The sequence below is a fragment of the Halegenticoccus soli genome (assembly GCF_002844195.1).
GTDB lineage: Archaea > Halobacteriota > Halobacteria > Halobacteriales > Haloferacaceae > Halegenticoccus > Halegenticoccus soli.
On record NZ_PEND01000003.1, the window covers coordinates 91,026 to 115,096 of the forward strand.

At 63.7% G+C, this 24,071-nt stretch carries 20 protein-coding genes; 14 read left to right on the forward strand and 6 right to left on the reverse strand.

What is annotated here, in order from left to right; all coding sequences use genetic code 11:
* Positions 1-90 precede the first annotated feature (90 nt).
* Positions 91-1,044, reverse strand: a complete 954-nt coding sequence (locus CNO20_RS09040; RefSeq protein ID WP_158237381.1) for an LLM class flavin-dependent oxidoreductase — start codon at positions 1,042-1,044, stop codon at positions 91-93.
* A 163-nt stretch (positions 1,045-1,207) separates the two neighbouring features.
* Between CNO20_RS09040 and CNO20_RS09045 the strand changes: the two genes are divergently transcribed.
* The 6 genes from CNO20_RS09045 to thrC all read left to right on the forward strand — a co-directional run bounded on the left by CNO20_RS09045 (position 1,208) and on the right by thrC (position 7,977).
* Complete coding sequence (locus CNO20_RS09045; RefSeq protein ID WP_101295830.1) at positions 1,208-2,368, forward strand: alpha-amylase family protein; 1,161 nt, start codon at positions 1,208-1,210, stop codon at positions 2,366-2,368.
* 148 nt (positions 2,369-2,516) lie between these two features.
* The gene (locus tag CNO20_RS09050; protein WP_101295831.1) at positions 2,517-3,932 is read left to right on the forward strand and encodes an ABC transporter substrate-binding protein; all 1,416 of its coding nucleotides are present in this window, start codon (positions 2,517-2,519) and stop codon (positions 3,930-3,932) included.
* Positions 3,933-4,853, forward strand: coding sequence for a carbohydrate ABC transporter permease (locus tag CNO20_RS09055; RefSeq protein ID WP_101295832.1), 921 nt, complete (start codon positions 3,933-3,935; stop codon positions 4,851-4,853).
* Positions 4,850-5,689, forward strand: coding sequence for a carbohydrate ABC transporter permease (locus tag CNO20_RS09060; RefSeq protein ID WP_143423167.1), 840 nt, complete (start codon positions 4,850-4,852; stop codon positions 5,687-5,689). Before CNO20_RS09055 ends, CNO20_RS09060 begins: the two co-directional genes overlap by 4 nt.
* Before the next feature lie 2 nt (positions 5,690-5,691).
* Positions 5,692-6,813 carry an ABC transporter ATP-binding protein gene (locus CNO20_RS09065; RefSeq protein WP_101295834.1) on the forward strand — a complete coding sequence of 374 codons (1,122 nt, stop codon included), beginning with the start codon at positions 5,692-5,694 and terminating at the stop codon, positions 6,811-6,813.
* On the forward strand, positions 6,814-7,977 hold the full coding sequence (thrC, locus tag CNO20_RS09070) for a threonine synthase (RefSeq protein WP_101295835.1): 1,164 nt from the start codon (positions 6,814-6,816) through the stop codon (positions 7,975-7,977). It begins immediately after the preceding gene.
* 157 nt (positions 7,978-8,134) lie between these two features.
* Here the strand turns inward: thrC and CNO20_RS09075 are convergent, their stop codons facing one another.
* The gene (locus CNO20_RS09075) at positions 8,135-9,109 is read right to left on the reverse strand and encodes an LLM class flavin-dependent oxidoreductase (protein WP_101295836.1); all 975 of its coding nucleotides are present in this window, start codon (positions 9,107-9,109) and stop codon (positions 8,135-8,137) included.
* A gap of 153 nt (positions 9,110-9,262) precedes the next feature.
* Between CNO20_RS09075 and CNO20_RS09080 the strand changes: the two genes are divergently transcribed.
* The 3 genes from CNO20_RS09080 (at position 9,263) to CNO20_RS09090 (ending at position 12,771) form a co-directional block, all read left to right on the forward strand.
* Positions 9,263-10,561 carry a purine-cytosine permease family protein gene (locus CNO20_RS09080; RefSeq protein ID WP_158237382.1) on the forward strand — a complete coding sequence of 433 codons (1,299 nt, stop codon included), beginning with the start codon at positions 9,263-9,265 and terminating at the stop codon, positions 10,559-10,561.
* On the forward strand, positions 10,561-11,610 hold the full coding sequence (locus tag CNO20_RS09085; protein WP_101295838.1) for a Gfo/Idh/MocA family protein: 1,050 nt from the start codon (positions 10,561-10,563) through the stop codon (positions 11,608-11,610). Before CNO20_RS09080 ends, CNO20_RS09085 begins: the two co-directional genes overlap by 1 nt.
* A gap of 366 nt (positions 11,611-11,976) precedes the next feature.
* A complete protein-coding gene (locus CNO20_RS09090; protein ID WP_101295839.1) occupies positions 11,977-12,771 on the forward strand; it encodes an IclR family transcriptional regulator in 795 nt (264 codons plus the stop codon).
* 459 nt (positions 12,772-13,230) lie between these two features.
* On the opposite strand, the gene CNO20_RS09095 is transcribed toward CNO20_RS09090, so the two are convergent.
* The 4 genes from CNO20_RS09095 to tcuA form a co-directional block, all read right to left on the reverse strand.
* A complete protein-coding gene (locus tag CNO20_RS09095; protein WP_101295840.1) occupies positions 13,231-13,998 on the reverse strand; it encodes an IclR family transcriptional regulator in 768 nt (255 codons plus the stop codon).
* A 419-nt stretch (positions 13,999-14,417) separates the two neighbouring features.
* Entirely contained in the window at positions 14,418-15,404 is a 987-nt protein-coding gene (locus tag CNO20_RS09100) for an aminopeptidase (protein WP_101295841.1), read from the reverse strand.
* A gap of 53 nt (positions 15,405-15,457) precedes the next feature.
* Positions 15,458-16,609, reverse strand: coding sequence for a 2-methylaconitate cis-trans isomerase PrpF family protein (locus CNO20_RS09105; RefSeq protein WP_101295842.1), 1,152 nt, complete (start codon positions 16,607-16,609; stop codon positions 15,458-15,460).
* Positions 16,610-18,019 carry an FAD-dependent tricarballylate dehydrogenase TcuA gene (tcuA, locus tag CNO20_RS09110; RefSeq protein ID WP_101295843.1) on the reverse strand — a complete coding sequence of 470 codons (1,410 nt, stop codon included), beginning with the start codon at positions 18,017-18,019 and terminating at the stop codon, positions 16,610-16,612.
* Positions 18,020-18,208: 189 nt separating this feature from the next.
* On the opposite strand from tcuA, the gene CNO20_RS09115 reads away from it, so the two are divergent.
* The 5 genes from CNO20_RS09115 to CNO20_RS09135 all read left to right on the forward strand — a co-directional run bounded on the left by CNO20_RS09115 (position 18,209) and on the right by CNO20_RS09135 (position 24,059).
* Entirely contained in the window at positions 18,209-19,186 is a 978-nt protein-coding gene (locus tag CNO20_RS09115; protein WP_101295844.1) for an aminopeptidase, read from the forward strand.
* Positions 19,187-19,289: 103 nt separating this feature from the next.
* Positions 19,290-20,366, forward strand: a complete 1,077-nt coding sequence (locus CNO20_RS09120; protein ID WP_143423168.1) for a Bug family tripartite tricarboxylate transporter substrate binding protein — start codon at positions 19,290-19,292, stop codon at positions 20,364-20,366.
* Positions 20,367-20,414: 48 nt separating this feature from the next.
* Positions 20,415-21,062, forward strand: a complete 648-nt coding sequence (locus tag CNO20_RS09125) for a tripartite tricarboxylate transporter TctB family protein (RefSeq protein WP_143423169.1) — start codon at positions 20,415-20,417, stop codon at positions 21,060-21,062.
* Positions 21,050-22,540, forward strand: coding sequence for a tripartite tricarboxylate transporter permease (locus CNO20_RS09130; protein ID WP_101295846.1), 1,491 nt, complete (start codon positions 21,050-21,052; stop codon positions 22,538-22,540). Before CNO20_RS09125 ends, CNO20_RS09130 begins: the two co-directional genes overlap by 13 nt.
* A gap of 58 nt (positions 22,541-22,598) precedes the next feature.
* Positions 22,599-24,059, forward strand: coding sequence for an SLC13 family permease (locus CNO20_RS09135; RefSeq protein WP_101295847.1), 1,461 nt, complete (start codon positions 22,599-22,601; stop codon positions 24,057-24,059).
* The last annotated feature ends 12 nt before the right edge of the window (positions 24,060-24,071 follow it).

Sequence of the window (24,071 nt, forward strand, 5' to 3'; positions counted from 1 at the left end):
CGCTCCCCCCACTTCAACATTGGTAGCGATCCACACGATCAGAGGCTGCCCGCGGTTCGGCCGGGGCGCGCGGACGCGGAGCCGACGGTTTCACAGCGCCGGGAGGATCTCTTCGGCCGCGGTCTCGTAGAAGGCGTCCTGCTCGTAGCTCACGTCGGTAATCACGGCGTGGTCGGCGCCCTTCTCCGCCTGGTCGTCCAACCACGCGAGCACGTCTTCCGCGCTCTCCGCGAACAGGAACGCGTCGCGGACCTCCGAGCGCGACACGCGGTCGGTCGACGCTTGTAACCGCCGCGGGTCGTACTCGTCGAGGTTTTCCGGAAGCAGCGTGGAAGCGAAAGAGTCCCCGACTCGGTCGATCAACCGATCGACGTCGCCGAACCCGCCGACCATCTGGAAGACGACCTCGCCGTCGCCGCCGTGGTCGCGATACGGGCCGACGACTCGCGATTCCACGTCGGGAACGCTCGCAATAGTGACGAGGTGGTCGCCGTGCTCGGCGGCGAGACGGGCGCTCTTCGGCCCCGTTGCGGCAAAGTAGACGGGGACGTCCGCGACCGGCTGTTCGTACGGATAAACGGGATCGAACGAGAAGTGATCCCCGTCGTAGTCGAAAAAGTCGTCCTCCGTCCAGTACCTGCGAACGACGTCCATCGCCTCCGCGAGTCGAGCCCCGCGCTCGCTCCACGACGGCCACTCGTCGACGAACGGCTGCTCGTTCATGCGTTCGCCCGTGCCGACGCCGAGGCGGAAGCGACCGGGATACAGCTCGTCGATCGTCGCGGCGGCGTTGGCGACGATCAGCGGGTGATAGCGGTACAGCGGCGGCGTGACGAAGACGCCGATCGGGATCGCGTCGGTGCGTTCGAGCGCCGCCGGGATCCACGACCAGGCGAACGGCGCGCGGCCCCCCTCGTGGAACCACGGCTGAAAGTGATCGCCGAACCAGAGCGAATCGAAGCCGGCCGCCTCGATTCGCTCGGCGCGGTCGAGATAGTAGCCGGGCGATTCGTACATTCCGCCGAGATCGATTCCCAACTGCATGCACGTTACTACGCGGGAGTCCGTGTTAACGATGCGGTCCGCTGGATCTCGGTAGCGGCGACTGGCGCGTTCGGCGGCGCGAAGAGTGATTGACGATCGACGATGCGAAGGCGGTGTCCGGGCCACCGTAACAGGTAAGCGGCATGCCATGCGTTCTCAACGCATGGACTTCGCGATGTGGGCGTACCCCTGGGACGTGCTCGACGAGGGCGTCGAACGGGTTTCCGACCGGCTGCTGGACCTCGGCGTGACCGAACTCAACCTCGCGACGAACTACCACTCGGTACAGGCGTTCCTGCCGCACAACCCCGAGCGAAAGACGTTCTTCGCACGCGCGAGTTCGTACTTCCAGCCGGGCGACGAGTACGGACGGCTCTCGCCGGTCCCGAACGAGACGATGAGCGGCGAAGACTGGGTCGCGCGAATCGACGAGCGGGTGGCGGACGCGCCGCTGACGCTGAACTCGTGGACCGTCGGCTGTCACAACTCCCGCCTCGGGATGCGTCACCCCGACGTCACGCTCACGACACCGTTCGGCGACTCGCTCGTCTTCGGCCTGTGCCCGTCGCACCCCGACGTCCGGGAGTACCTGCTCGCCCTCGTTCGCGATCTCACCGACCGGTTCACCTTCGACAGAATCGAACTCGAAACGTTCGACTACTTCCACGGAAGCGGCTTCGGGTGGCACCACGACAAGTACCACACGGAACTCGGAGCGCTCGGGGAGTTCCTCTTCGGTCTCTGCTTCTGTGACTACTGCCGAGAGCACGCCCGCCTCGCGGGCGTCGACGCAGAGCGCGCGCGGGAACGCTGTCGTGAGACGATCACCGAGATCGCCGAGGGGCGGCTCCCGGCCGACGTCGACGTCGCTGGCTGGTTCGAAAGCAACCCCGAGGTCCGCGCGTACGCCGACGCGCGGACCGACACGCTCGAATCGTTGTTCGCAGCGCTCGCCGACGCGGCGAACGGAGCGGAGCTCGGGTACTACACCGGGTTTTTCGGCGTCGAAAACGCGTGGATGCACGGGGCCGATCTCCGGGCGCTCGCGGATCCGCTCGACTACTACACCGTGATCGCGTACGTCTCCACCCGGGGGGAGGCGGTCGATCGCCTGCACACCGCGGCCGCGCTCGCGCCCGACGCCTCGATTCACGCCGGCCTCTTGCCCGGCCACCCGGCGGTCCACGACGAGGCGACGGTCTGTGACCTGGTTGCAGGCGCTGCCGACGCGGGGGCCGACCGCGTCTCCTTTTACAACTACGGGCTGCTTCCGACTCGAAACCTCGACTGGATCGAAACCGCGATCAAGCGAGTTACGGGCTGACGCCTCGGTCGCGCCGAATGTGCCTTCGGTGACTCCGGTCGGACGGTCGGGGGTTGAATCGCCCCGCTCGGTCGAGCTTCAGCTTCGCGTCTCTCGAACGGCCCGCAACACTTATACCGAGTTTCGGCGTTACTTCGAACTGTTAGCCATGACGGATGAGTGCACACCACAGGGTGATGGGCACCGTTCGTCGCGAAGGCGGTTTATCGCGACGGCGGGGCTGGCCTCGACGGTCGGTCTTTCCGGTTGTCTGTTCACCGGAAACGGCGGCCAGCAGGGCGGTGCGAACGGAGGTGCGGCGAACGGGAGTGGCGACGCTACTACGCTGACCTTCTGGCACCAGGAGAGCGTCCCACACCGGGTAGAGACGTTCAAACGCTTCCTCGACAGGTTCAACGAGCAGCACGAGAACATCGAGGTCCGCCAAGAGCCCCAGAACTGGGATGAGGTGTTCGGAAAGCTGAGCAGCGCGCTTGAGGCGGGCAACGAGCCCGACTTCATGTTCTCCCTCCCGGCGTTCACGATGACGTTCCAGTCGCAGGGCGACCTCGTCGACGTCGCGGACATCGTCGAGAGCGTCGACGGCGAACGCGATCTGTACGACAACACGGTCACTCCCTTCACGTACGACGGCGGGACGTGGGGCGTCCCGATGTGGGACATGGTTTTCCTCGATCACTTCCGGACGGACACGTACGGGAATATCGACACGTGGCCGGCCGAGAACTGGGAGCAGTGGTTAGAGAGCGCCGCACAGGCGACGAACGCGCAGGAGGGGAGATACGGAATCGTCCTTCCGGCGAACAAGAACCTCTGGACGACGGAGAACCTCTACACGCTGATGATCGAGAACGACGCGTACGTGTACGGGCCGGACGGCAAAATCATGTTCGACACCCCGGAGACGGTCGAAACGCTGGATTTCTACAAGCGGATGTTCAATCGAGCCAGCCCGTCGGAGGCGACCAGTTGGGGATGGGCCGAGTGGGAGCGGTCCCTCCTCCAGGGAAACGCCCACTCGACCATCGGCTTCTCCTCGTGGATCCGAAGTCTGCAGGAGACGGATCTGGCCGACAGCTTCGGCGCCATTCAGCAGCCGCCGGTCGAGACGGGGGGGCAGTCGCGCAGCGTCCACTACGTGAACAACATCATGGTGTTCAACGAGGAGAAGAAGGACGCCATTCGGACGTGGGTCCAGTGGATGCACAACCCGGAGAACTACGGGGAGTGGCTGGCCAACCTCGAACCGACGCTCTATCTGCCGGTGACGAAGGCCGGCGAAAACGCCGACTCGTACTGGAACCACGAGCTCATCAGCAAGTACGAGACCATGGTCAGGACGCAGTTCAAGGCTCTCCCGAACGCGTCCATCTACGGCTTCCGCGACATCCACACCGAGAACGATCTGTACATTCCCAGCGTGGGGACGCTGGAGGGATCACACGTGCTCGCCGAGATCGTCCAGCAGCTGATCGTGAACGACCGATCGCCCGAGGCCGCCGCATCGTGGGGGCAGCAGCGGCTCCAAGAAGTGCTCGGCGTCGGCAAGAGCGAGGGGCTTTAGATGGGGATCTCGGAGTACTTCCCGGTGGAGCGCTGGCGACGAGGCCGGCGGTCGTGGGATCGGCGCACGCTCACGGGGATGGCTCTCATGGTACCGGCGCTCGTCATCGTCGCCATCGCGCTCATTTATCCGTTTCTCGGGGCGATCCAGATCAGCTTCCTGAACATCGGGACGAACGAGTTCGTCGGGCTACGGCACTACCGCTGGCTGATCGGCCAGGACGTGTTCTGGGCCGTTGTGGGGAGGAGCGTCGTCTGGACTGTCGCCAATCTGGCGCTGCAGGGTGCCGTCGGAATCGGCATCGCGCTCCTGCTCCACCGCCACTTCTTCGGCCGGGACGCCGTCCGAACGGTGATGCTCATCCCGTTCGTGATCCCGTCGGCGGTTACGGCTATCTCGTGGCAGTGGGTGCTGAACGCCTCGTACGGCCCCGTAAACGAGTGGTTGCTGACGCTCGGTCTCCTCTCGACGCCGGTGAACCCGTTCTCGGAGGCGGAGCTCGCGTTTCCGACCGTCATCCTGATTAACACGTGGCGGTGGGCGCCGCTCGTCGCGCTCGTCGTGTTCGCGGTTCTGCAGACGATCCCGCGCGAGGAGTACGAGGCGGCGCGCATCGAAGGGGCGGGGATCTTCTCGGAGTTCTACCACGTGACGTACCCGCACCTCAAGGACTCGTTGCTCATCCTCGGTCTCATCGGCTTTCTGCTCACGTTCAACATCTTCGACCTCATCTGGCTGCTCACGAAGGGCGGACCGGTCGGCGTCACGACGACCCTGCCGGTGTTCATCTACGAGGTCGCCTTCAACCTCCGGAACATCGGCAGGGCGAGCGCCGTCAGCGTCGTCCTGTTCCTGCTCCTGGTGGTGTTCGTGGCGCTGTACTTCAGACAGCGCGAGTTCAAGGAGAGTGAGTTCGCGTGAGCGTGAACTACGCCGTCTACCGGCGGCTCGCGGATCTCGCGCGGTTCGCGCTTCTCGCCGCAGTTATCGTCGTGTTTCTGTTTCCCTTCCTCTGGATACTCAAGTCGTCGTTCGAACCGTCTTCGCTGCTGTACGGGGAGGTCACGCTCATCCCGACTGATGTCACGATGGCCCACTACGAGCGGGCAATCGAGATCGGATTCCTCAATGCGGTGAAGAACAGCCTCGTCGTCGCCGTCGGAACGACGATCCTGACGACGGGCGCGTCGCTCCTCGGGGCGTACAGCGTGCTGCGGTACACCTACCCCGGCCGCGGTGCGTCTGCGCGGCTCATCCTCCTGACGTACATGTTCCCGCACGTGGCGCTCATCGTCCCGATGTACCAGCTCGCGTCGACGCTCAACGTGCTCGGTCACCCGGTGACGCTGATCGTCCTCCACTCGATGCTCGCGTTGCCGTTCTGCCTGTGGATCCTCCAGGCGTTCCTCGAAGACATTCCGCGAGAACTCGAAGAGGCCGCGCTCGTGGAGGGGGCGACGGAGTTGCAGGCGTTCTACCACGTGACGATTCCGCAGGCGATGCCGGGTATCATCGCCGCAGGGACGTTCGCGTTCATCATGTCCTGGGGCGAGTACATGTTCGCGTACGTGTTGATGACGACCTCGGCCAGCCACACCGTCCCGGTGGCGCTCTTTCAACTGCTCGGCTCGTACGCCGTCGACTGGGGGCTGCTGAGCGCCGTCGGCGTCATCGCGACGCTGCCGGTGCTCGCGCTGTTCTGGTTGATGGCGAAGTACCTCGGCAAGGGGATCGCAAAAGGAACCGGAGCTGTCTGACCATGGGCGAAGTCGCACTTCAAAACGTCAGCAAACGATTCGGCGACGACGTGGTCGCCGTCGACAGTATCGACGCCTCGTTCCGCGACGGCGCTTACACGATGATACTCGGCCCGTCGGGGTGTGGGAAGACGACGACGCTCCGCATCATCGCGGGCCTCGAAACGCCGACGGAGGGAGAGATACTCATCAACGACGAAGTGGTGACGAACAAACCGCCGCAGAAACGCGATCTGAGCCTGGTGTTCCAGAACCTCGCGCTCTGGGATCACAAGACGGTGGAGGAGAACATGGAGTTCGGGATGCGCATGCGGGGCGTCGGCAAAGAGGAGCGGCAGGCTCGCGTCGCCGAAATCGCCGAGATACTCCGAATCGAGGACAAACTCGGCGAATCGCCCGCGTCCCTGTCCGGCGGCCAACAACAGCGAGTGGCGCTCGGCCGCAGTCTCGTCCGCGAGCCGGAGCTTCTGTTGCTCGACGAACCGCTGTCGTCGCTCGACGAGCGTCTCCGGCTCGAGATGCGCACCGAACTCGCGCGCGTCCACCAGGAACTGGGGACGACGTTCATCCACGTGACGCACAACCAGGAGGACGCGATGACGATCGCCGACGAGATCCTCCTTCTGAACAACGGGCGGCTACAGCAGTTCGACGACCCGCTGGAGCTGTATCACAATCCGGCCAACGAGTTCGTCGCCGACTTCATCGGCTCCCCGAGCATGAACCTGTTCGACGCGACCTTCGTCGCCGACGGGGAGACGTATCTCGACGCGGGCTCGTTCCGGTTGACGATCCCGCCGCACGTCGCCGACGCCTTCCGCGATACCGTCGACGAGGGGGATGTCCGGGTCGGAATGAGGCCGGAGGCGCTTCGCTTCGTCACCGACGAGTCGACGCCGGCTCGGAACGGAACCCCGACCATCGACGCCACGGTCACGATCGTCGAGACGTTCGGCGATTTCAACTGGTATTACCTCGACACCGGCATCGGTACCGATATCGTGGTGCAATCGGCGGACGAATCGGCGATGGAGAACGTCGACGTCGGGGACTCGGTCACCGTCGCGGTCGAGGTCGACCGACTCCACCTCTTCGACCCGCGGACGGAAGCCGCGCTCCTGTAGATGCCGTTCGTTTGCACCGCCTGCGGCGAGCGGCAACCGTCACCGGTAGCCGTCTGTCCGGCGTGCGGCGGCTTCGTCCGCTACCGGGAGTCGAACGCGGACGCGCTGCGGGCTGCGGTCGCGGGCGACGCCCGGGCCGCGCTCCCGGAAGTCGAATCCCGCGTCGAGCTGGGAGAGGGAGAGACGCCGCTGGTCGGGCTCACGGACGGGCCGCTGCCCGACGCCACGCACGCGAAGCTGGAGTCGCTCAATCCGTCGTGCTCGTTCAAAGACCGGGGGAGCGCGCTGGCGCTCTCTCACGTGCGCTCGGACGACACGTCCTTCGAGGCGGTCGTCGTCGCCAGCACCGGGAACACCGCGACGAGCGTGGCGACGTACGCCGCGCGCGCCTCCGTTCCCTGCGCCGTCCTCCTCCCCGAGGGAACGTCGACAGCGAAACTGACGCAGGCAGCGGCGGCGGGCGCGCGCCTGTTCACCGTCGAGGGAACGTTCAGCGACTGCTTCGCGCTGAGTCAGCGCGTCGCCGACGACCGCGTCCTGAACGCGACGGCCGTCTACTCGGCGAACCCCTACGTCGCCTCCGCGAACCGAACGGTGGCGTTCGAACTCGTCCGGCAGCTTGGAACCGTTCCCGACTGGGTCTCGGTGCCGGTCGGCGCGGGGCCGCTACTCGGCGGCACCTACGCCGGGTTCGAAGAACTGCGCGAGGCGGGGCTCACCGAGTCCGCTCCGCGCATGCTCTGCGTCCAGGCGCGGGGGTGTCACCCGATCGTCCGGGCGTTCGAGCGCGGCGAGCCGGTGTCGGAGTGGACGGGGCCGATCACGACGGCCGTCGGCGCGATCGCCGATCCGCTTCGGGGATACCCGGAGGACGGCGAACACACCCGACGAGCCGTACTCGAAAGCGGCGGGGCGGCGGTCGCCCTTCCCGACGATCGGATTCACGAGTGGCACGCCCGGCTCGCCGCTCGGGAGGGCGTGTACGCGGAGCCCGCCAGCGCGGCGAGCGTGGCCGCCCTCGCCGAGTGTACCGCCGTCGGACCGGATGACGTGGCCGTCGCACTGGTCACCGGCCACGGACTGAAGGAGCCCACGAGCGATGACGTGCGGACGACCCACATCAGCGATGACCCGGACGCCGTCCGGGATACGCTTCTCCGGTGAGTCGGAACGACCCCCGCCTCCGCTCGGTTACGCCTTCCGCCCTCGTTGGAGAACCGGTGGACTCGAACGGTTCGCTATCAGAAGCCAGTCACGATTGTCGCGGGCGGTCCGCGGAACTCCGGCACGACCTCGTCGCCGAAACGCCGGTACGAGCTCATCACTGAAACTCCGGCATGACCTCCTCACCGAACCGTCGAATGCTCGCCAGAGCGGTCTCCTGGTCCATGCCGGGGAACTGCGTCCGGAAGATGAGGTGGTTGACGCCGATCTCTCGGTAGGTTTCTACCTTCTCTGCGACCTCCGCCGGCGTCCCGACCAAAAGCTGCTCCTCGATGTCCTCGAACCCGGGCCGCCCCTCGAACTCGGGGTTGCCCCATTCGAGATACTTCGCCGTGAGATCGAGCAGATAGGGATCGAGCGCGTCGTAGGCCGCTTCGGTGGTCTCGCCCACGTAGCCGTCGACCATGATCGTCACGTCGGCGTCGTCGGGATCCTTTCCGGCCTCCTCGACGGCGTCGTAGTAGCGCTCGACGTCGCGTTCGAGGGTTTCGGGAACCGTGACGGCGGCCGTGAACCCGTCGCATCGGTACGCCGCGCGCTTGATTGCGACCGCTGAACTCCCGCCGCCCCAGAGCCGGGGGCGAGGGTTCTGTACCGGCTCCGGACGGACGAAGCCGTCCTCGAACTGGAAGTGCCTCCCGTCGTGGTCGAACCGCTCGCCTTCGAGTAACCGCTTGAGGACCTCGATCGATTCGAGAAAGCGGGATACCCGCTCGTCCATCGCCACGCCGAAGTTGCGCAGTTCGCTCTCCCGGTACCCCAGAGAGAGTCCCCACCTCGTTCGGCCGCCCGTGAGATGGTCGAGCGTGGTGACGTGTTCGGCCAGGTGGATGGGGTGATAGATGGGGAGGATGATGATGTTCGACATGATGTCGAGCGTGTCGGTCCGCGCTCCCAGCGCCGTCAGGCAGGTGCGCACGTCGAAGAACCCGTCCTCGTAGAAGTGGCGCTCGCCGACGGCCACCGTGTCGTACCCCACCTCTTCCATCAGATCGACCTGCTCGAACAGATCCTCGAACGTGAACTCGGATCGCTCGTCGCCGTACTGATTCGGGTAGATACCGAACTCCATATGTTGGGGATCGAATCGATCGAAAATAAATCCTCACGTCTCTCTCACCGGGCTGACGCCGTTGGATCAATCGTACTATCGGAAGAATCTCAGCACGTATCAGATCGTTACGAGAAAAGTCTTTAGTAGATGATAACACACATCACAATCGAAATGCCGTTAATCGAAACCGAAGGTGTGAACGTCGTTCCGGAGTCGGATCGAAACCGCGGGTTCTGGCAGATATTCGTGATCTGGGCGGGATTCACCATCGTCATCACGAACTTCCTGCTCGGATCGCTCACGGTGACGGCGGGGTTGGTCACCGGTTTCGCCGCCGCGGTGATCAGCATCGCCCTGGTGGGCATCGTCGTCTACCTCGGCACGAAGATCGCGGCGACCGAAGGGACGGCCGGTACGACGGCCATGCGGGCTCCGTTCGGCATTCAGGGACGCGTCATCCCGTCGCTGGCGATGGTTCTCGCGACCGTGGGCTGGTTCGGCGTCCAGACCGGTATCGTCGCATCGAGCACGCAACAGATCCTCGCGAACTTCGGGTACTCGGTTCCGTTCGCCGTGCTGGCCGCGATACTCGGATTAGTCATGGCGTCGGTCGCCATCTTCGGGTATCAGTGGATCGAGTGGCTGAACAAGATCGCGGTGCCGATCATGACGGTCCTCCTCGCCATGGTCGTCTACCAGATCGTCACCAATTACTCGACGGATCTGAGCACCGGCGGCGAGGGGATGACGTTCTGGGCGGCGCTGAACGTCTTCCCCGCGGCGACCGCCGCGTTCCTCATCGTCGCGATGGACTACGGTCGATACGGAACGCCCGAGGACCCAGATCGGCCGAGTCTCGGGGCGAGCATCGCGTGGGTCGCGTTCGCCATCGCGCTCGCCGCCATCGGCATCGTCGCGGCCGCCGCAGCCGGCACGTGGAATCCCGTCGATATCATGGTAGAGCTCGGTCTCGGATCCGTCGGGCTCCTGCTGCTCGTTGCGGGGTCGTGGACGACGAACGTCACGAACGTGTACGCGGGCGGGATCGCCCTCTCGCAGATCACGGGCCTGCAGCGGGTGTACATGACGACGCTGACCGGGCTCATCGGCACTGTTCTCGCCATCGCCGGTATCTTCAGCTTCGGCGGCATCATGAGTTTCCTCTCGGCGCTGACGATAACGCTCGTCCCGACGACGGGCGTCCTGCTCGTTCACTACTACCTCTTCGAGGGCGGCCTCGACGAGGACGAATTGTTCACCCGAGACGGAACGTACTGGTACCTCCGCGGCTGGAACCCGACCGCCGTCGGCGCGTGGATCGTGGGCGCCGTGTTCGCGATTCTGGCGCCGGAGTACCTCGTGCCCGCGCTCAGCAGCGCCGTCGTGGCCGGCGTGATTTACTACGTCGCCAAGCGTCCCGTCGACGACTGGATCGAAAGCCGAGCGAGGACGGGCAAACCCGCCGACTGATGACGATCGACGTCGGCATCGTCGGGCTCGCGTCCTTTTACGGACCAGCGTACGCCGAGCGGGCGGCCGCCCGCCCGGACGTGACTGTGGCGGGCGTCGTGCCCGGCGACGCGACGGGAGAGCAACTTGCGGCGCTCGGTCGACCGACGCCCGACGCGTTCGCCGCCGCGTACGACTGTCCAGTCTACGACGACCTCGACGAGTTACTCTCGGACGACGCCGTCGACGGCGTCGTCGTGGCGAGCCGAACGACTCGACGGGCGGCCGACGCCGCGCGCGTCCTCCGAGCGGATCGTCCCGTCCTGACGGCGAAACCGCCGGCGGCGACCGCCGAGGGAGCCCGCCGGATCGCCGCGGCGGCGGCGGAGGCGGACGTCCCCGCTGTCACGACGAGTCCGGCCCGGTTTGACGACGCGGTGATGGGCTTGGCTCACCGCGTCCGCACGGGGGCCGTCGGCGACGTGCTCCGCGTGCACGCTTCGATCCGCCACGACCGCGTCCCCGAAGCGGGAATCGAGGCGAACGCAGAACACGGACCGCAGGAGGCGGGCGCAGCGTACGCGATGGCATTTTACACCGCGGACGCGTTACTCTGGCTGATCGACGCCGTTCCGCAGCGCGTGTACGCCGAGTACGCGAACCTGAATACGCCGCACAGCGTGCATCCCGATCTCGGAACCGCGACGGTTCGGTTCGAAGACGGGACGCTCGGGACGATGACGATGACGTACGCCACCGACTGCCGGGAACCGCTCGGAAACTGGGAGTTCGAAGCCGTCGGCACCGACGGGACGATACGGACCAGACACGAAGGATACGAGGGGATTCACTGGCACAGCAACGCCGCTGGTCGTCGGACCGAACTCTTCGGCCGGACGCAGAGCCCGATTCTCGACGAGCAGTTCGCCGCGTTCCTCGAAACGGTCCGAAACGGTGTCGAATCCGGCGCAGCGAAACTGTCCCCGGATCAAGCGGTGGAGGTCATGGAACTCTGCGAAGCGTGGGAGCGCGCCGCCGCGACCCGGACAGTCGAAACCGTCTCCAACTGAATCTTCCCGATTTCGCGTGAATTCTCGATCGTCCAGATCGACGGCTACAGGCGGATATCCGAACCATCTCATTTGATAATTCCGAACTAGAACGCCACGGATGGCCATCGAATCGGCGAAGAAGTGGAAAAACGCCGATCACTGACGACGGCGAGCCCTCTTCACCGTTTCTCTATTTGATAGTTCCAAAACGGATCGTTTGGCCGGTTCACCGGCTGAGGCGTCGTTCATCCTGAACTTGCGCCGTCCGCAAGTCAGTCCCCGTGCACGTCCTTATCGTTACAAAAGTACGCCTGTAATCCACGGTGGCAGGCGTTTTGATATACCCGAAAGTACTTGGTGATCGGTAGCTAATGACACGACACAATGGCCTCACAAAGCGATCCTCCTCGAACGGTCAAATCGGCCGAAACGACGCTCGAGATCATCGAAACCCTGCGGCGACTCGACGGAGCCGGCGTGTCGGAAATCGCAGAGCACGTCAACCGATCGGTTGGGACGGTACACACGTACCTCGCGACGCTTCGACAGCGAGGGTACGTCGTTCAGGAGGGGAACTCGTACCGTCTCAGTTTTCACTTCGTGGCGCTCGGCGAGCACGTCCGGAACCGTTCGGACCTCTATCGAGCGGGAAAAGAAGAGATCGACCGCCTCGCTACCGAAACCGGTGAGTGCGCTCACCTCATCGTCGAGCAGAACGGGTACGAAGTCAGCCTCTACGAGGCGTTCGGCGAACACGCCGTCGGGATGAAATTCTACGTCCAGAACCGGGAAGCACCGCGTGAGCACCTCCAGTGCACCGCTTCCGGGAAGGTGATCCTGGCGCACCTGCCCGATCGGCGGATCCGCGAGATCATCGACCGCCTCGACTTCGTGCCTCGGACTCCGAACACGATCACCGACGAGGAAACGCTGCTGGAGACGCTCGAACGGGTCCGTGAGCGAGGATTCGCCCTCAACGACGAGGAGGAGATCCAGGGGATGCGCGCCGTTGCGGCACCGATCACCGATCGCGATAATACGCTTCTCGGCGCCGTGAGCCTGTCTGCGCCGGTTCGTCGGATCAGAGAGGACGTCTTCCGAAAGGAGATCCCCGAACGAGTCGTTCAGGCTGCTAACGTCATCGAAGTTAACCTCCAAACGGCTGATTTAGCGATCTGATTTTTCGCCGGGAATGACGGATCTGTGCCAGTAGAGAAGCGACTCTCCCCGCAAATGGCGAACAGGCGCACCATTGTCACTGCAGGAGGGAGGACGTCGGTAGTACGACTTCTAGGGTGGATACCGGCTACTGGCAGGATTACGTCACTCGGTGAAACTGTCCGTACAGGGCAAAACCCATTCACCTAAAGCAAACGGAATATCCGCTAATTAGATAGTGTTTGTGCCATCAGGAGGAGTCCGTCCGGGCGTTCGTGAGCGAACGAATGTGTAAACACGCCAAAACTCTATCTCGTATTTCCGGTCTTGGTGTGCTTGAACGGATAGAAAGACGAGATACAAGGAACTGCTGGTAAGGCGACTCGCCACAGGGACGTGCGAGATTACATCGATACGAGTGTAATGCCAACTGATCGTAGTGCAAGGGATGACCGGTAATCCGAGCGAGCAGCGATCGCCTCACGAAAACTCGAGTTTGAGTTCCATCTCGTTCGTAGATCCGAGTACGAGGCTGGGAAGTTCCTCTTCGAACGTCTCACCCTTGAACCGATGGACGGGGCCCGAGATGCTCAGGGCACCGACGACGGTGCCATCGGACGCGCAGACGGCGCTACCGACGGCACTGAGCCCCGGGGTGGACTCTTCGACGTTGTACGCGTAGCCGCGTTCGCGGATTTCAGCGAGTTCTGCGAACAGCTCGTCGCGATCGGTGATTGTATTCGGCGTGTACGCCGGGAGTCCGTGTTCGTCAAGGATCAATTCGACACGCTCTTCTGGAAAGTTCGCAAGGATGGCTTTTCCGGCGGCGCTGGTGTGAAGGTGGCCGCGTTTGCCGATGCTGGCGTCGGTTTGAACCGCGTTTTCGCCGATCTGGGTGTACAGGTAGATGCGGTGACCGTGCTCTTCTACGATGAATTGGACGCGCTCGCCGGTCTCGTCCGCGACTTGATCGACCTTCTGTCTCGCGAGTTCAAAGGCCGGGTGTCGGGTCTGGACGTGGCCGCCGAGGGTCAGAAAGCGCATTCCGAGCTGGTACGATTCGCCACGCTTCGTGACGTAGCCACGTTGGCGGAGCGTGAGGAGGTGGCGGTGGACGGTACTAGGAGCGAGATCTAGCGCCTCGGCCAACTCCTTTATCTGCGCACTCTTCCGCTCCCGCAGAGCGTGTATGATATCGAAGTTCGTATCGACCGTCGAAACCGTCGATCGCGTTTGATGGGTGGTCATATGAGAACGTACGTCCCCACCGTAATAAAATTCCGTATTATGGGATCGGCGGTTTTCCGCCTCAACTCGGCGTGAGATGGTCGAACGAGCGTCCGACTAGGCTGATAGTATCCCGATTTGAACAGGCGGCAGTACTGTATTGTGAGAGACCGACTGACGCTAGTTTGTTTGACGCTTGTCCATTGAATTCAAAAGAATGACCACACAGGACAATCGGAACGGAATAAAATCGCTAGATGAGGTACCAAGCACGGGTACAATCGGGATGACGCCGATATCCGAATATACAGAATGAATACGAGTCATATCGCCGCACAATTTTCGCCGTACGCCAGTCGACAGAGATGTATCCGCGCGTCGAACGGTCGTTCGGCGTTCACTCGGCGAGTGGTGCCTGGAAAAGTAGATGCCCGCGGCGGTCAGTCGAAGAGCTCGCGACGGAGGCGGCCGTCCTTGACGACGACGGTGTCGTCGAGGCGGACGGTCGGCCGGCGGATGACCCCGTCGAGGTGGATGTCGCTCTTCGTCGTCCCGCCGAGCGATTCGTTGTCGCCGACGGCGAAGTGCACCGTTCCTTCGCGTTTCTTGTCTTCCGCGAGATTGCCGATGAGCTTCGCCTTCGGATTGGTACCGATGGCGAATTCGGCGAGGTTACGGGCGTTCTTTCCGTTGGCGTCGAAGATGGCCGCTAACTCCTCAGCCTGAGCACCGCCGTCGACGTCGGTCACGAACCCGTCTTCGAGGCCCAGTTCGACGGGTGCGTCCAGCTGCCCGAGGTTGTCCATCGAGACATCGACGACGATCGTTCCGTTCGCCGTCCCCTCCTTCGGGTGCGTCGGCGCCTCGCCCGGCGGAAGCGTGGCGAAGCCGTACTCCTCGTGGAAGTACCCGTCGAGCGAGAACGACCGACAGCCGTCGAGCTCGAATTTGACGTCCGTACCGTTGTCCCCGGTGACGTGCGCGCTGTCGGCATCGGTGATGAGGTCGCAAACCGCCTCCGTCCGCCGCCGAAGTGCCTCGAAGTCGACCGTCATCGCTCCTTCGATCATCATCTCTTCGGTCACACCGCGGAGGATCCCGATCCGGGTTCCTTCGCGGGCGGCCCGCAGTCGCGCCCGAGTGTGAGTGATGGCGTGCGTCGTACACGTGAAGGCGACGTCTGCGGTCGCCATCGACTCGGCGATGGTGTCAAGCGGCTCGTTTCCGTGACTCTCGAGGAGTGGCATCACCGATGTGACCACTTCGGCATCCAAGCCGTTTGCCGCCGCTGCGATGCTCCGGCCAACGCCGAACGTTTTCGGATCGGTGATGACGAGCACCTCCTCTCCCGGCTCCACGCTCAAACACTGTTCGACGATCGCGTACGAGGCGCTCGACATCTCTAGGTCCACTAGGTCCTGCGTCATCGTTCTACTTGGTAGAGATTGTCACCCTGTATATGTCTTTTGTAAGATAATCGTCACGACTGCGTGTCGGTCACGTAGTAGCCGGTGCCGTCCATCAACCGGCGCTGCGTTCGGTACACCGTCACGGCCTCGACGCGCGGCGCGTCAGGGTCAAGACGAACCGTTGCCGACATCGTCCCTTTCGGGTGACCGAGCGTTACCGTTTCCCCGTCGAGCTCTGCCGCCTCGTTTGGAATCGTCCCCGGCAGTAGCGCGGCCGCGGCCGTACAAGAGACGCCGGTGACGGCGTAAACGGGATGGAGCTTCTGCATACTCATGTAGCGCGCCGCGAGATTCACTTCGTCTTCGCGGACCCTCCCTCCCTCAGTCGTCGCGTAGTCCGTCGGGGGAGCGACGAAGACGAGCTTGGGGAACCCCGGCGATTCGACGGACGCCCGGGCCGGGTCGTCCACGAGACCGAGTTCGGCGCAGACCCTCCCGCGAATGCGTTCGAGTCGTTCGAGCAACGCGGTGTCGCCGTCGATCCGTTCGGGGCCTTCCGTGGCGGTGAGCCCCAGATCTGACGACCGGACGAACGCGATCGGCGTCGTGACGTCGAGGACGGTCATCTCGAGCGCCTCGCCGTCGATCTCTAGTTCGACCGTCGGCCCGCCGAGCGGGAAGAGTTCGTCCGTGACCGCGCCCGCTGGGTCGAGAAACGTCGTGTCGACCCGCGCGCCAGTTCCGGGAACGCCGTGCACTTTGAACTCCCCGCGCGTGGCCGCGTGGTTGCCCGACAGCGGGATTCGTTGTTCGATCGTCGAGTCGGTGTTCGTGTTGTACAGCCGGAGATCAACCGCCTCGGCCTCCGCCGGCACGTCGACCATTCCCTCGTCCACGGCGAACGCTCCGACGGCGCAGGTCAGGTTTCCGCAATTGCCGCCGTAGTCGACGACGGGCTCGTTGACGGCGACCTGTCCGAACGTGTATACGATGTCGACGTCCGCGTCGGTGGGCACCTCGTCCCCGGCCGGTCCGACGATCATGAGCTTCGAGGTCGTCGAAGTCGCCCCTCCGAGGCCGTCGATCTGCCGGTCGTCGGGGCTCCCGAACAGCGACAGGACGGCAGCGTCTCGGTCGTCCGCCGGGAGCTCCTCGCAGGGGATGAATACCCCTTTGCTCGTGCCCCCGCGGACGATCGCACAGCGGACGGACTGTTGGTCCATCTACTCTCCCTCCAGGAACGCTGCGGCGCTTTCGGCGGCAATTTTCCCGTATACGGCGCCGTTGGAGAGACCGGTCCCGCCGGGATAGTTGTCGAAGAACAGTCCGCCGACGGTGTTACCCGCCACGTAGAGCCCGGAGATAGGTCGGCCGACGGTGTCGAGCGCGCGGGCGTCCGTGTCGGATGCAACGCCGCCGAAACCGAACGTGATTCCGCCGGTGACGCTGTAGCCGTGGAACGGCGGCTCGTCGATGGGCAGCGCCCAGTTCGTCTTCTCGACGTCCAGCCCCTCCGTGCAGTTTCCGTCGAGAGCGTCGGGATCGAACTCGCCGGGGGTGCACGCAGCGTTGAACTCCCTGACCGTCTTGGCTCCGGCGACCGGCTTCTCGCATCCGAGCTCTTCCAGCACCGCGTCGACTGTCTCGCCGACGACAGGATCTGATGGCCCGGTGGCTCGCACGTACCGCTTCAACGGCTCGTCGACGACGATGTACGCTGTGTGGCCGGGCTGTTCGAAGATGCGTCGGCCGAGCTTCGCGTACGTGTGAGCGCGGGCGTCCTCTCCTTCGTCGAAGAAGCGCTCGCCCTCGTTGTTGAGGATGACGCCGTACTGGTAACCGTCGACGCGGTTCGCGCCCCCCTCGACGTCCGGCGACGCGCTGTCGATGAGCGCCATGTGTGCGCCGCCCCACTGACCGACCGCGTCGGCACCGATGTCGATGAGCATGTCGATGGCTTCCCCGGTGTTGTATCGGCTTCCGCGGACTTTCATTGCGTCGTAGTCGGATCCGTAGTAGCGGGTCCGCTTTTCCTCGCTCGACTCATAGCCGCCGGCGCCGACGACGACGGCGTGGGCTGCGAACTCCACGAATCCGTCGTCGGTTCGAGCGCGGACGCCGGCGACCTCACCCCGTTCGTCGAGCGCGAGTTCGCGAGCTTCTGTCCGGTAATAGAACGTCGCACCGTCCGCTTCGGCCGCCTCGACCAGCGTCGAGACGAGTTCTTCCCCCTCGAAGAAGGTTCGCGAGACGGTGTAACCGACGTTGAGCGGCTCCATGTCCCACGAGACGCCGCGGTCCGTGAGCCACTCGACGGTTGGACCCGCGTTGTCCACGAGCGTCCGAGCGATGTCGGGATCGGCTCGGCCGTTCGTCTGTTTTATGATGTCGTCGTAGAAATCGTCCGGCGAGTAATCGTCGATTGCAAACTCGTAGCCGTACTGTCCGATGTCGGTGTCGGTCGACGGGACGCGGAACGACTCGCTGAAGCGGGTGTGTCCGCCACGGTGTTCTTGCGGCGCCTTCTCTAGGACGCCAACGTCGTATCCGAGTTCGACCGCGCGGTTCGCGGCGGAAAGCCCGGCGATGCCACACCCCACTACAATAACGTCATGATCGCTAATGACATTCATCGTCCGTCTTCATCGGGGTAATGCGTATAGATAGTAGTTTCGCCGGAGGCCGAATATTGCGGTCCCTCCCGAGATACGGAATAGCGGCGCGGAGCGGACGAGGTTACCGTCTGTCGAAAGCTGGTCGCAGCGCGGCGTTCCCACCGAGGGGGAACCACTATATACCAGTACTCGAAATCATCGCCCGCTATGAACTCCGTCCAGGAGATGAAAGGTGCGAGTATTGTCGTCGAAACCTGTGCCGCCGTCGAACCGGGGGAGGACGTGCTGGTGGTCTCCGACTGGGAAGTCGCGGGCATCGCCGAGCGCGTCGCCGCCGCCGCCAACGAGCGCGACGCCAACGTGTCTATGACGCTCATGGACCCCCGCGAGTACGATGGCAACGAACCGGAGGCGACGGTCGCCGCCGCAATGCTCGAAGCCGACGTGATTATCACTCCCGTTCACCGCTCTATCACCCATTCGAGTGCCGTCGCGAGAGCGAAGGACGCCGGCGCGCGCGTCGTCAGTATGGTGAAGTTCACCAGAGAGCAACTGATTACGGGCGGGCTCTACGCCGACTACAAGGGGATGCGACCGAACTGCGAGGCGATGGCGGAGAGGTTCACGGAGGCGAGCGAGGCGCGCATCACCTCGCCACAGGGCACCGACGTCACCGTCGGCCTCGAGGGACGGCCGGGCAACGCTCACCCCGGAATCGCGGACGAACCGGGCGAGTTCACCGCACTCGTTCACATCGAATCGAACATCGCCCCGGTCGAAGGGACGACCGAAGGAACGGTCGTTTTTGACGGCGCGATTCCGAATCTCGACATCGGCGTTCTCGAGACGCCGGTGACGATGGAGATCGAAGACGGCGCGGTCACATCCGTCGACGGGGGACGCGAGGCCGAACGTATCGCGAGCGTGTGGGCCGAACACGACGACCCCGCCGTCTACAACATCGCCCAGCTCGCCGTCGGGATGAATCCCGAGTGCCGGGAGTTCAACGGCTGGTTCTCGAACGACCACGGTCGGTACGGCAACGTTCACTTCGGCATCGGAACGAGTAGCAATCTGGGCGGCACCACGCGTGCGCCGGTTCACTTCGATGCGATGATGGCCGAACCGACCCTCGAACTCGACGGCGAAGCTGTCCTTGAGGACGGAGAATTCACTTTCTTCTGAGTTACTTTCCGTTTCATTCCTCTCCGTATCGTCCGATAGCGTCCGACTCCTCGCGCTATCGTGCAAAAAACTTATATATAGACGAACTAAGTGCAAACTTGCCATGTCAGATGAGGACAACGGACAGTCCGTGAACCGTCGGACATTCCTGAAGTACTCCGGCGCGGCCTCGGCGGCCTCGATGGCCGGGTTGGCCGGATGTTCAGGTGAAGCGAACGACAACTCGGGTTCGGGCGGCGGCTCGGGATCGAACAACAACTCCGGCTCCGGGTACCCGTCAGGTGACCTCCGGTACATCGTCCCGTTCTCCGAGGGCGGCGGCACCGACACCTACGCCCGCCAGGTGATTCCCATGATGGCCGAGGAGCTCGGCGTGAACATCGCCATCGAGAACATTCCGGGAGCGGCGTCGCTCCGCGGCACAGGGAAACTCTACATTTCGAAGCCGGACGGCTCGACTTTCGGAGGGTTCAACCCACCGTCGACGCCGGTCTCGGCGATGGTGAACCCCCCGGATTACGACCTTCGGAAGCTCGTGGGCGTGGGAGCGTACGCTCGCACACCGTTCGTGATCGTCGCTAACCCGGAACACGAGATCGAAGACATGTCAGACCTCGTCGAGCGGTACCAGTCGGGCGAGCTGACGACGTTCGCCGGAAAAGAGCGCGGCGGCGTCGACCACGTGCTCGCTCTCTTGATGAAGGGGAACGACGAGTACGGGTTATCCTGGGAGCAGTACGTCGGCTATGACGGGTCCGGTCCAGCCGTTCAGGCGGTCGTCTCGAACGAGGTACCGGTCTCTATCAGCACCGACACCGCCGCGGCCGCTGCGGTGGAGGACGGGCGAATCAACACGGTTACGTGCCTGTCGAGTGAGGGAACCTCCGTCTTCCCCGAGCTCCAGTCGGTCGCGGACGAGGGCTTCCCGAACATCGACTACCTCGGCCAGCTCCGTCGCTGTATGTTCCTGCCGCCTGAGACTCCGGACGACGTGGTCCAGACGCTCACCGGCGCGCTGGAGACCGCACTCCAGACGGAGAAAGTCCAGACGTGGTCCGAGAACACTGGCAACGTCATCGAGTACGGTCCGCCGGAGGCCGCCGAGTCCGCCGTCGCAGATGCGTTCGAACAGATCCCCGAGAACGTCGATCTCGAAGAGGTCCGCGAAGCCGCAAACTGATCGCAGCTCTTCGGCTGTCTCCCCGCAGGATTTATCACGGCTCACTTAGTGGTTGTTATCCACATGGCAAATGAACGCAAAGCACGTACGGACTCAACGGTCTTCGGAGAGTGGTACCGGCGGCTCACGACGGAGGTAATCGACCAGGAGACCGTGTTGATACTTGTTATGGCCGCAACCTCGGGGTACATGCTCTGGGGGACGACGCAGTTCGATATACAGAGCGCCGCACGGTTCCCTCGCCTCACCGCCAGCGTTGTTCTCGTCGGATCCGTCCTCCTTCTTGTTCGCGACTTCCTCCCTGAACCGCTCCGAAATCCCCTCGTTGCGTCCGGCGGGATGTTCGAGGCCGACGAGGAGTTCGCGGAACGTCAGGAGATCGTCGAGAGCGTGCGAGAAGCCGGAACGTCGGCCGACGAGCGCGCGATCTCGACGGTTGGACGACCCGTTCACGACTCGCTGTTCACCTCGCTGTCCGTCATCGCGTACGCGATTTTGGGGTACTCCGTGGGCCTGCTCTGGGCGACGCCGCTGTTCGTCGTCGCCTACGGCGTCTGGTTCCGTCTTCGTCCGCTTTACACGGCGCTTCTCGCCGCAATCGCCTTCGGGATCGCGTACAGTTTCATGATCGTGCTGAACGTTCCGATGGACGGCGGCGCGTTCCTGCTCACGGAGGGGGTCTCATGGCTACCGTGAGCGCTCTCGCCGAGGCGGCCCAGACGCTTTTTACGTGGCCGACCCCGATGTGGATCGCCATCGGGCTCGTCCTCGGGATGATCGCGGGGGCGCTGCCCGGCGTCGGCTCCTCGCTCGGGATGGCCATCATCCTCCCGCTCACGCTCCCACTCGGGCCGGTGAACGCCATCGTCCTCCTCGTGAGCATGTACAGCGGGGCGATGTACGGCGGAAGCATCGCCGCAATCCTCGTGAACGTTCCAGGCACTGGGGCGGCCGCCGCAACGACGTTCGACGGCTACCCGATGTCGAAGCAGGGACGAGCGGTCGACGCGCTGTCGATATCGGCGACGTCGTCGTCCCTCGGCGGCCTGTTGACCGTCCTCACCCTCATTCTCATTTCGCCCATCCTCATCGAAGTGGTTCTCCTGTTCGGGACCCCCGAGTACTTCCTCATGGCTGTCCTCGGCCTCTCTATGATAGGGGTCGTTGCCCACGGTTCCGCCGTGAAGGCGCTCGTTGCGGGCGCCTTCGGGATGCTCCTGACCGCCATCGGAATTGCCCCGAACTCACCCGAGTTGCGGTACACATTCGGCTCGCTTAGCCTCTACGACGGGATCGACTTCATCGCCGCCCTCATCGGGATGTTCGCGATCGCGGAGATGATAAAGCTCTCCGCCCAGCGCGGCGGGATCGCGGCCGAAGGCATCGAACTCACGGGAAACGTCGTTACCGGCGTCAAGGAAGCGCTCAGTCACCCGGTGACGCTCGTCAAATCCAGCTTCATCGGGATGTTCATCGGGGCGGTTCCCGGTTCCGGCGCGACGGTTTCCAACTTCCTTTCGTACGGCGAGGCCATGCGGAGTTCGAACGCCCCCGAACGGTTCGGTAACGGCGAGCCGCTCGGCGTGATCGCCTCCGAGGCGTCTAACAACGGCACCATCGGCGGATCGCTCATTCCCACGATCTCCTTCGGCATTCCCGGGAGCGGCTCGACGGCGGTTCTCCTCGGGGGGCTCCTCATGCACGGCCTCCGCCCAGGTCCGCAACTGTTTGAAACCGAACTGGCGACGACATACACGTTCCTGCTCGCCCTCCTCGTCGGCAACGTGTTCATCTTCCTCGTCGGCGTCTTCCTCGTGACGAAGCTCGGCGGTCTCACGCAGATCGACACCCACTACATCGTTCCGACGATCGTCGTCCTCTCGATGGTCGGTGGGTACACGCTCAGAACGAACTGGATCGATGTCGCGACGGTCGTCAGTCTCGGCATTCTCGGCTATCTGATGGTCAAGTACAACTACTCGATCATCGCGTTCGTCCTGGGAGTCGTGCTCGGGCCGATCGCCGAGGAGAACCTCATTCGATCGCTCCAGTTGTCCGGCGGGTCCTACTCGATATTCGTCACGGAGCCCCTTTCGCTGCTGATCGTCATCCTCATCCTGGTCGTCCTCTTCGGCCCGGCGGTGAAGGAACAGCTCGAACGCCGGCTGACCTGACTCCGTCGCCTTACCGTCTCGACAAGCCTTTTAACGCTGGTCGGTGTGTGACGCGTCAATGACCGACGACCCCGACCTGGACGGTGAGTCTCGCCCCGGTTGGCTGCAGGACGCAGTCGCGTGGGGCGGTCTCCTCACCGCGAGTGCGGCGATACTGTGGTGCATAGCGTCTCCGCCGCCACCGGGACTCACACCATCGATGCAGGGTGTCTTTGCGGTGTTCGTGTTCTCGCTGCTTCTCTGGCTGACGAAGGCCGTCCCGTACGTCGTCTCGAGCACGCTGAGCGTCACCCTCCTCTTCGCGCTCGGCGCCGTCGAGACGTTTCGAGCGGCGGCCATCGGGTTCGCTTCGACGCTCGTGTTCTTCCTGTTTCTCCTGCTCCTGCTCGGTCAAACTATCGCAAAGGTGAATCTCGACGTCTGGTTCGCCTCCAAACTCCTGTCAGCGGGCGACCGCTCGCCGCGGCCCCTCAGGTCGCTCTCGATGAACCTGCTCGCGCTCTCGTTCGTCATGCCGTCCGCAGTCGCGCGCGCGGTGACGTTCATCCCGGTCGTCCGAAAACTCTCCGAGGCGTACGGCGTCGGCCACGGGAGCGACTTCGAACGATCGTCGTTTCTAATTCTCGGACACGTCAATCCGATCGCGTCGATGGCGCTCATGACGGGCGGCGGGATGGCGATCATCACCTCCGAACTCGTCCAGGCAGAGATTCGCCCGATAACGTGGGTCGAGTGGGCCGTCCTGATGATTCCGCCGGTTGTGGTTCTTTACGTCCTGTCCGCGCTGACCGCAGAGCGGTTCTACGGCGCACTCTCGGAACTCGACGCGTCGGCGGCGCGCGCAAACGGGGGTATTTCGACCCCGGCGGAAACGTTCGACGCGGCGCCGACGGACTCGTTCACGGACGAACAGCGCATCGTCGCCGGCGTCATGGTCGGAGCCGTCCTCCTCTGGGTGATCGGGTCCTTCGTCGGCGTGCCGACCATCGTCCCCGCTGCACTCGCGGTCGGGGTGCTAGCGCTTCCCGGCGTCGGCGTCATCTCCCGCGAGGACATCGCGAACGTCAGTTGGGGGATTCTCTTCGTCATCGGGACCATGTTCTCCATCCTCGAAGCAATGGATGCGACGGGCACGCTCTCCTACATCGTCGATACGATAACCGGCGCGATTCCGTTTACGTCGCTCGCCTACGGGGAGACTGTCGCAACGCTCCTCGCGCTCGCGGTCCTCATCCGAGTGTTCTTCTCGACCGCTTCGGCCGCCATCATCGTCGTCCTCCCCATCCTGCTCAGCTTCGGAGAGGCACTGGGGGTAAACCGGCTCTATCTCGCCCTCTCGGTTCTCATCATCGTCGGCTCTACGACCTTTCTTCCATTCAATACGACCTCCGTCCTCCTCTCGTTCGACCGCGGCCCGCTGTCTAACTGGGACGTCTTCGCATTTGGACTCGTGACTATGTGTTACGGGGCGCTGGTGATCGCCGTTTCGTGGCTGGTCTACTGGCCGCTGGTCGCCTGAACGGTCGTCCAT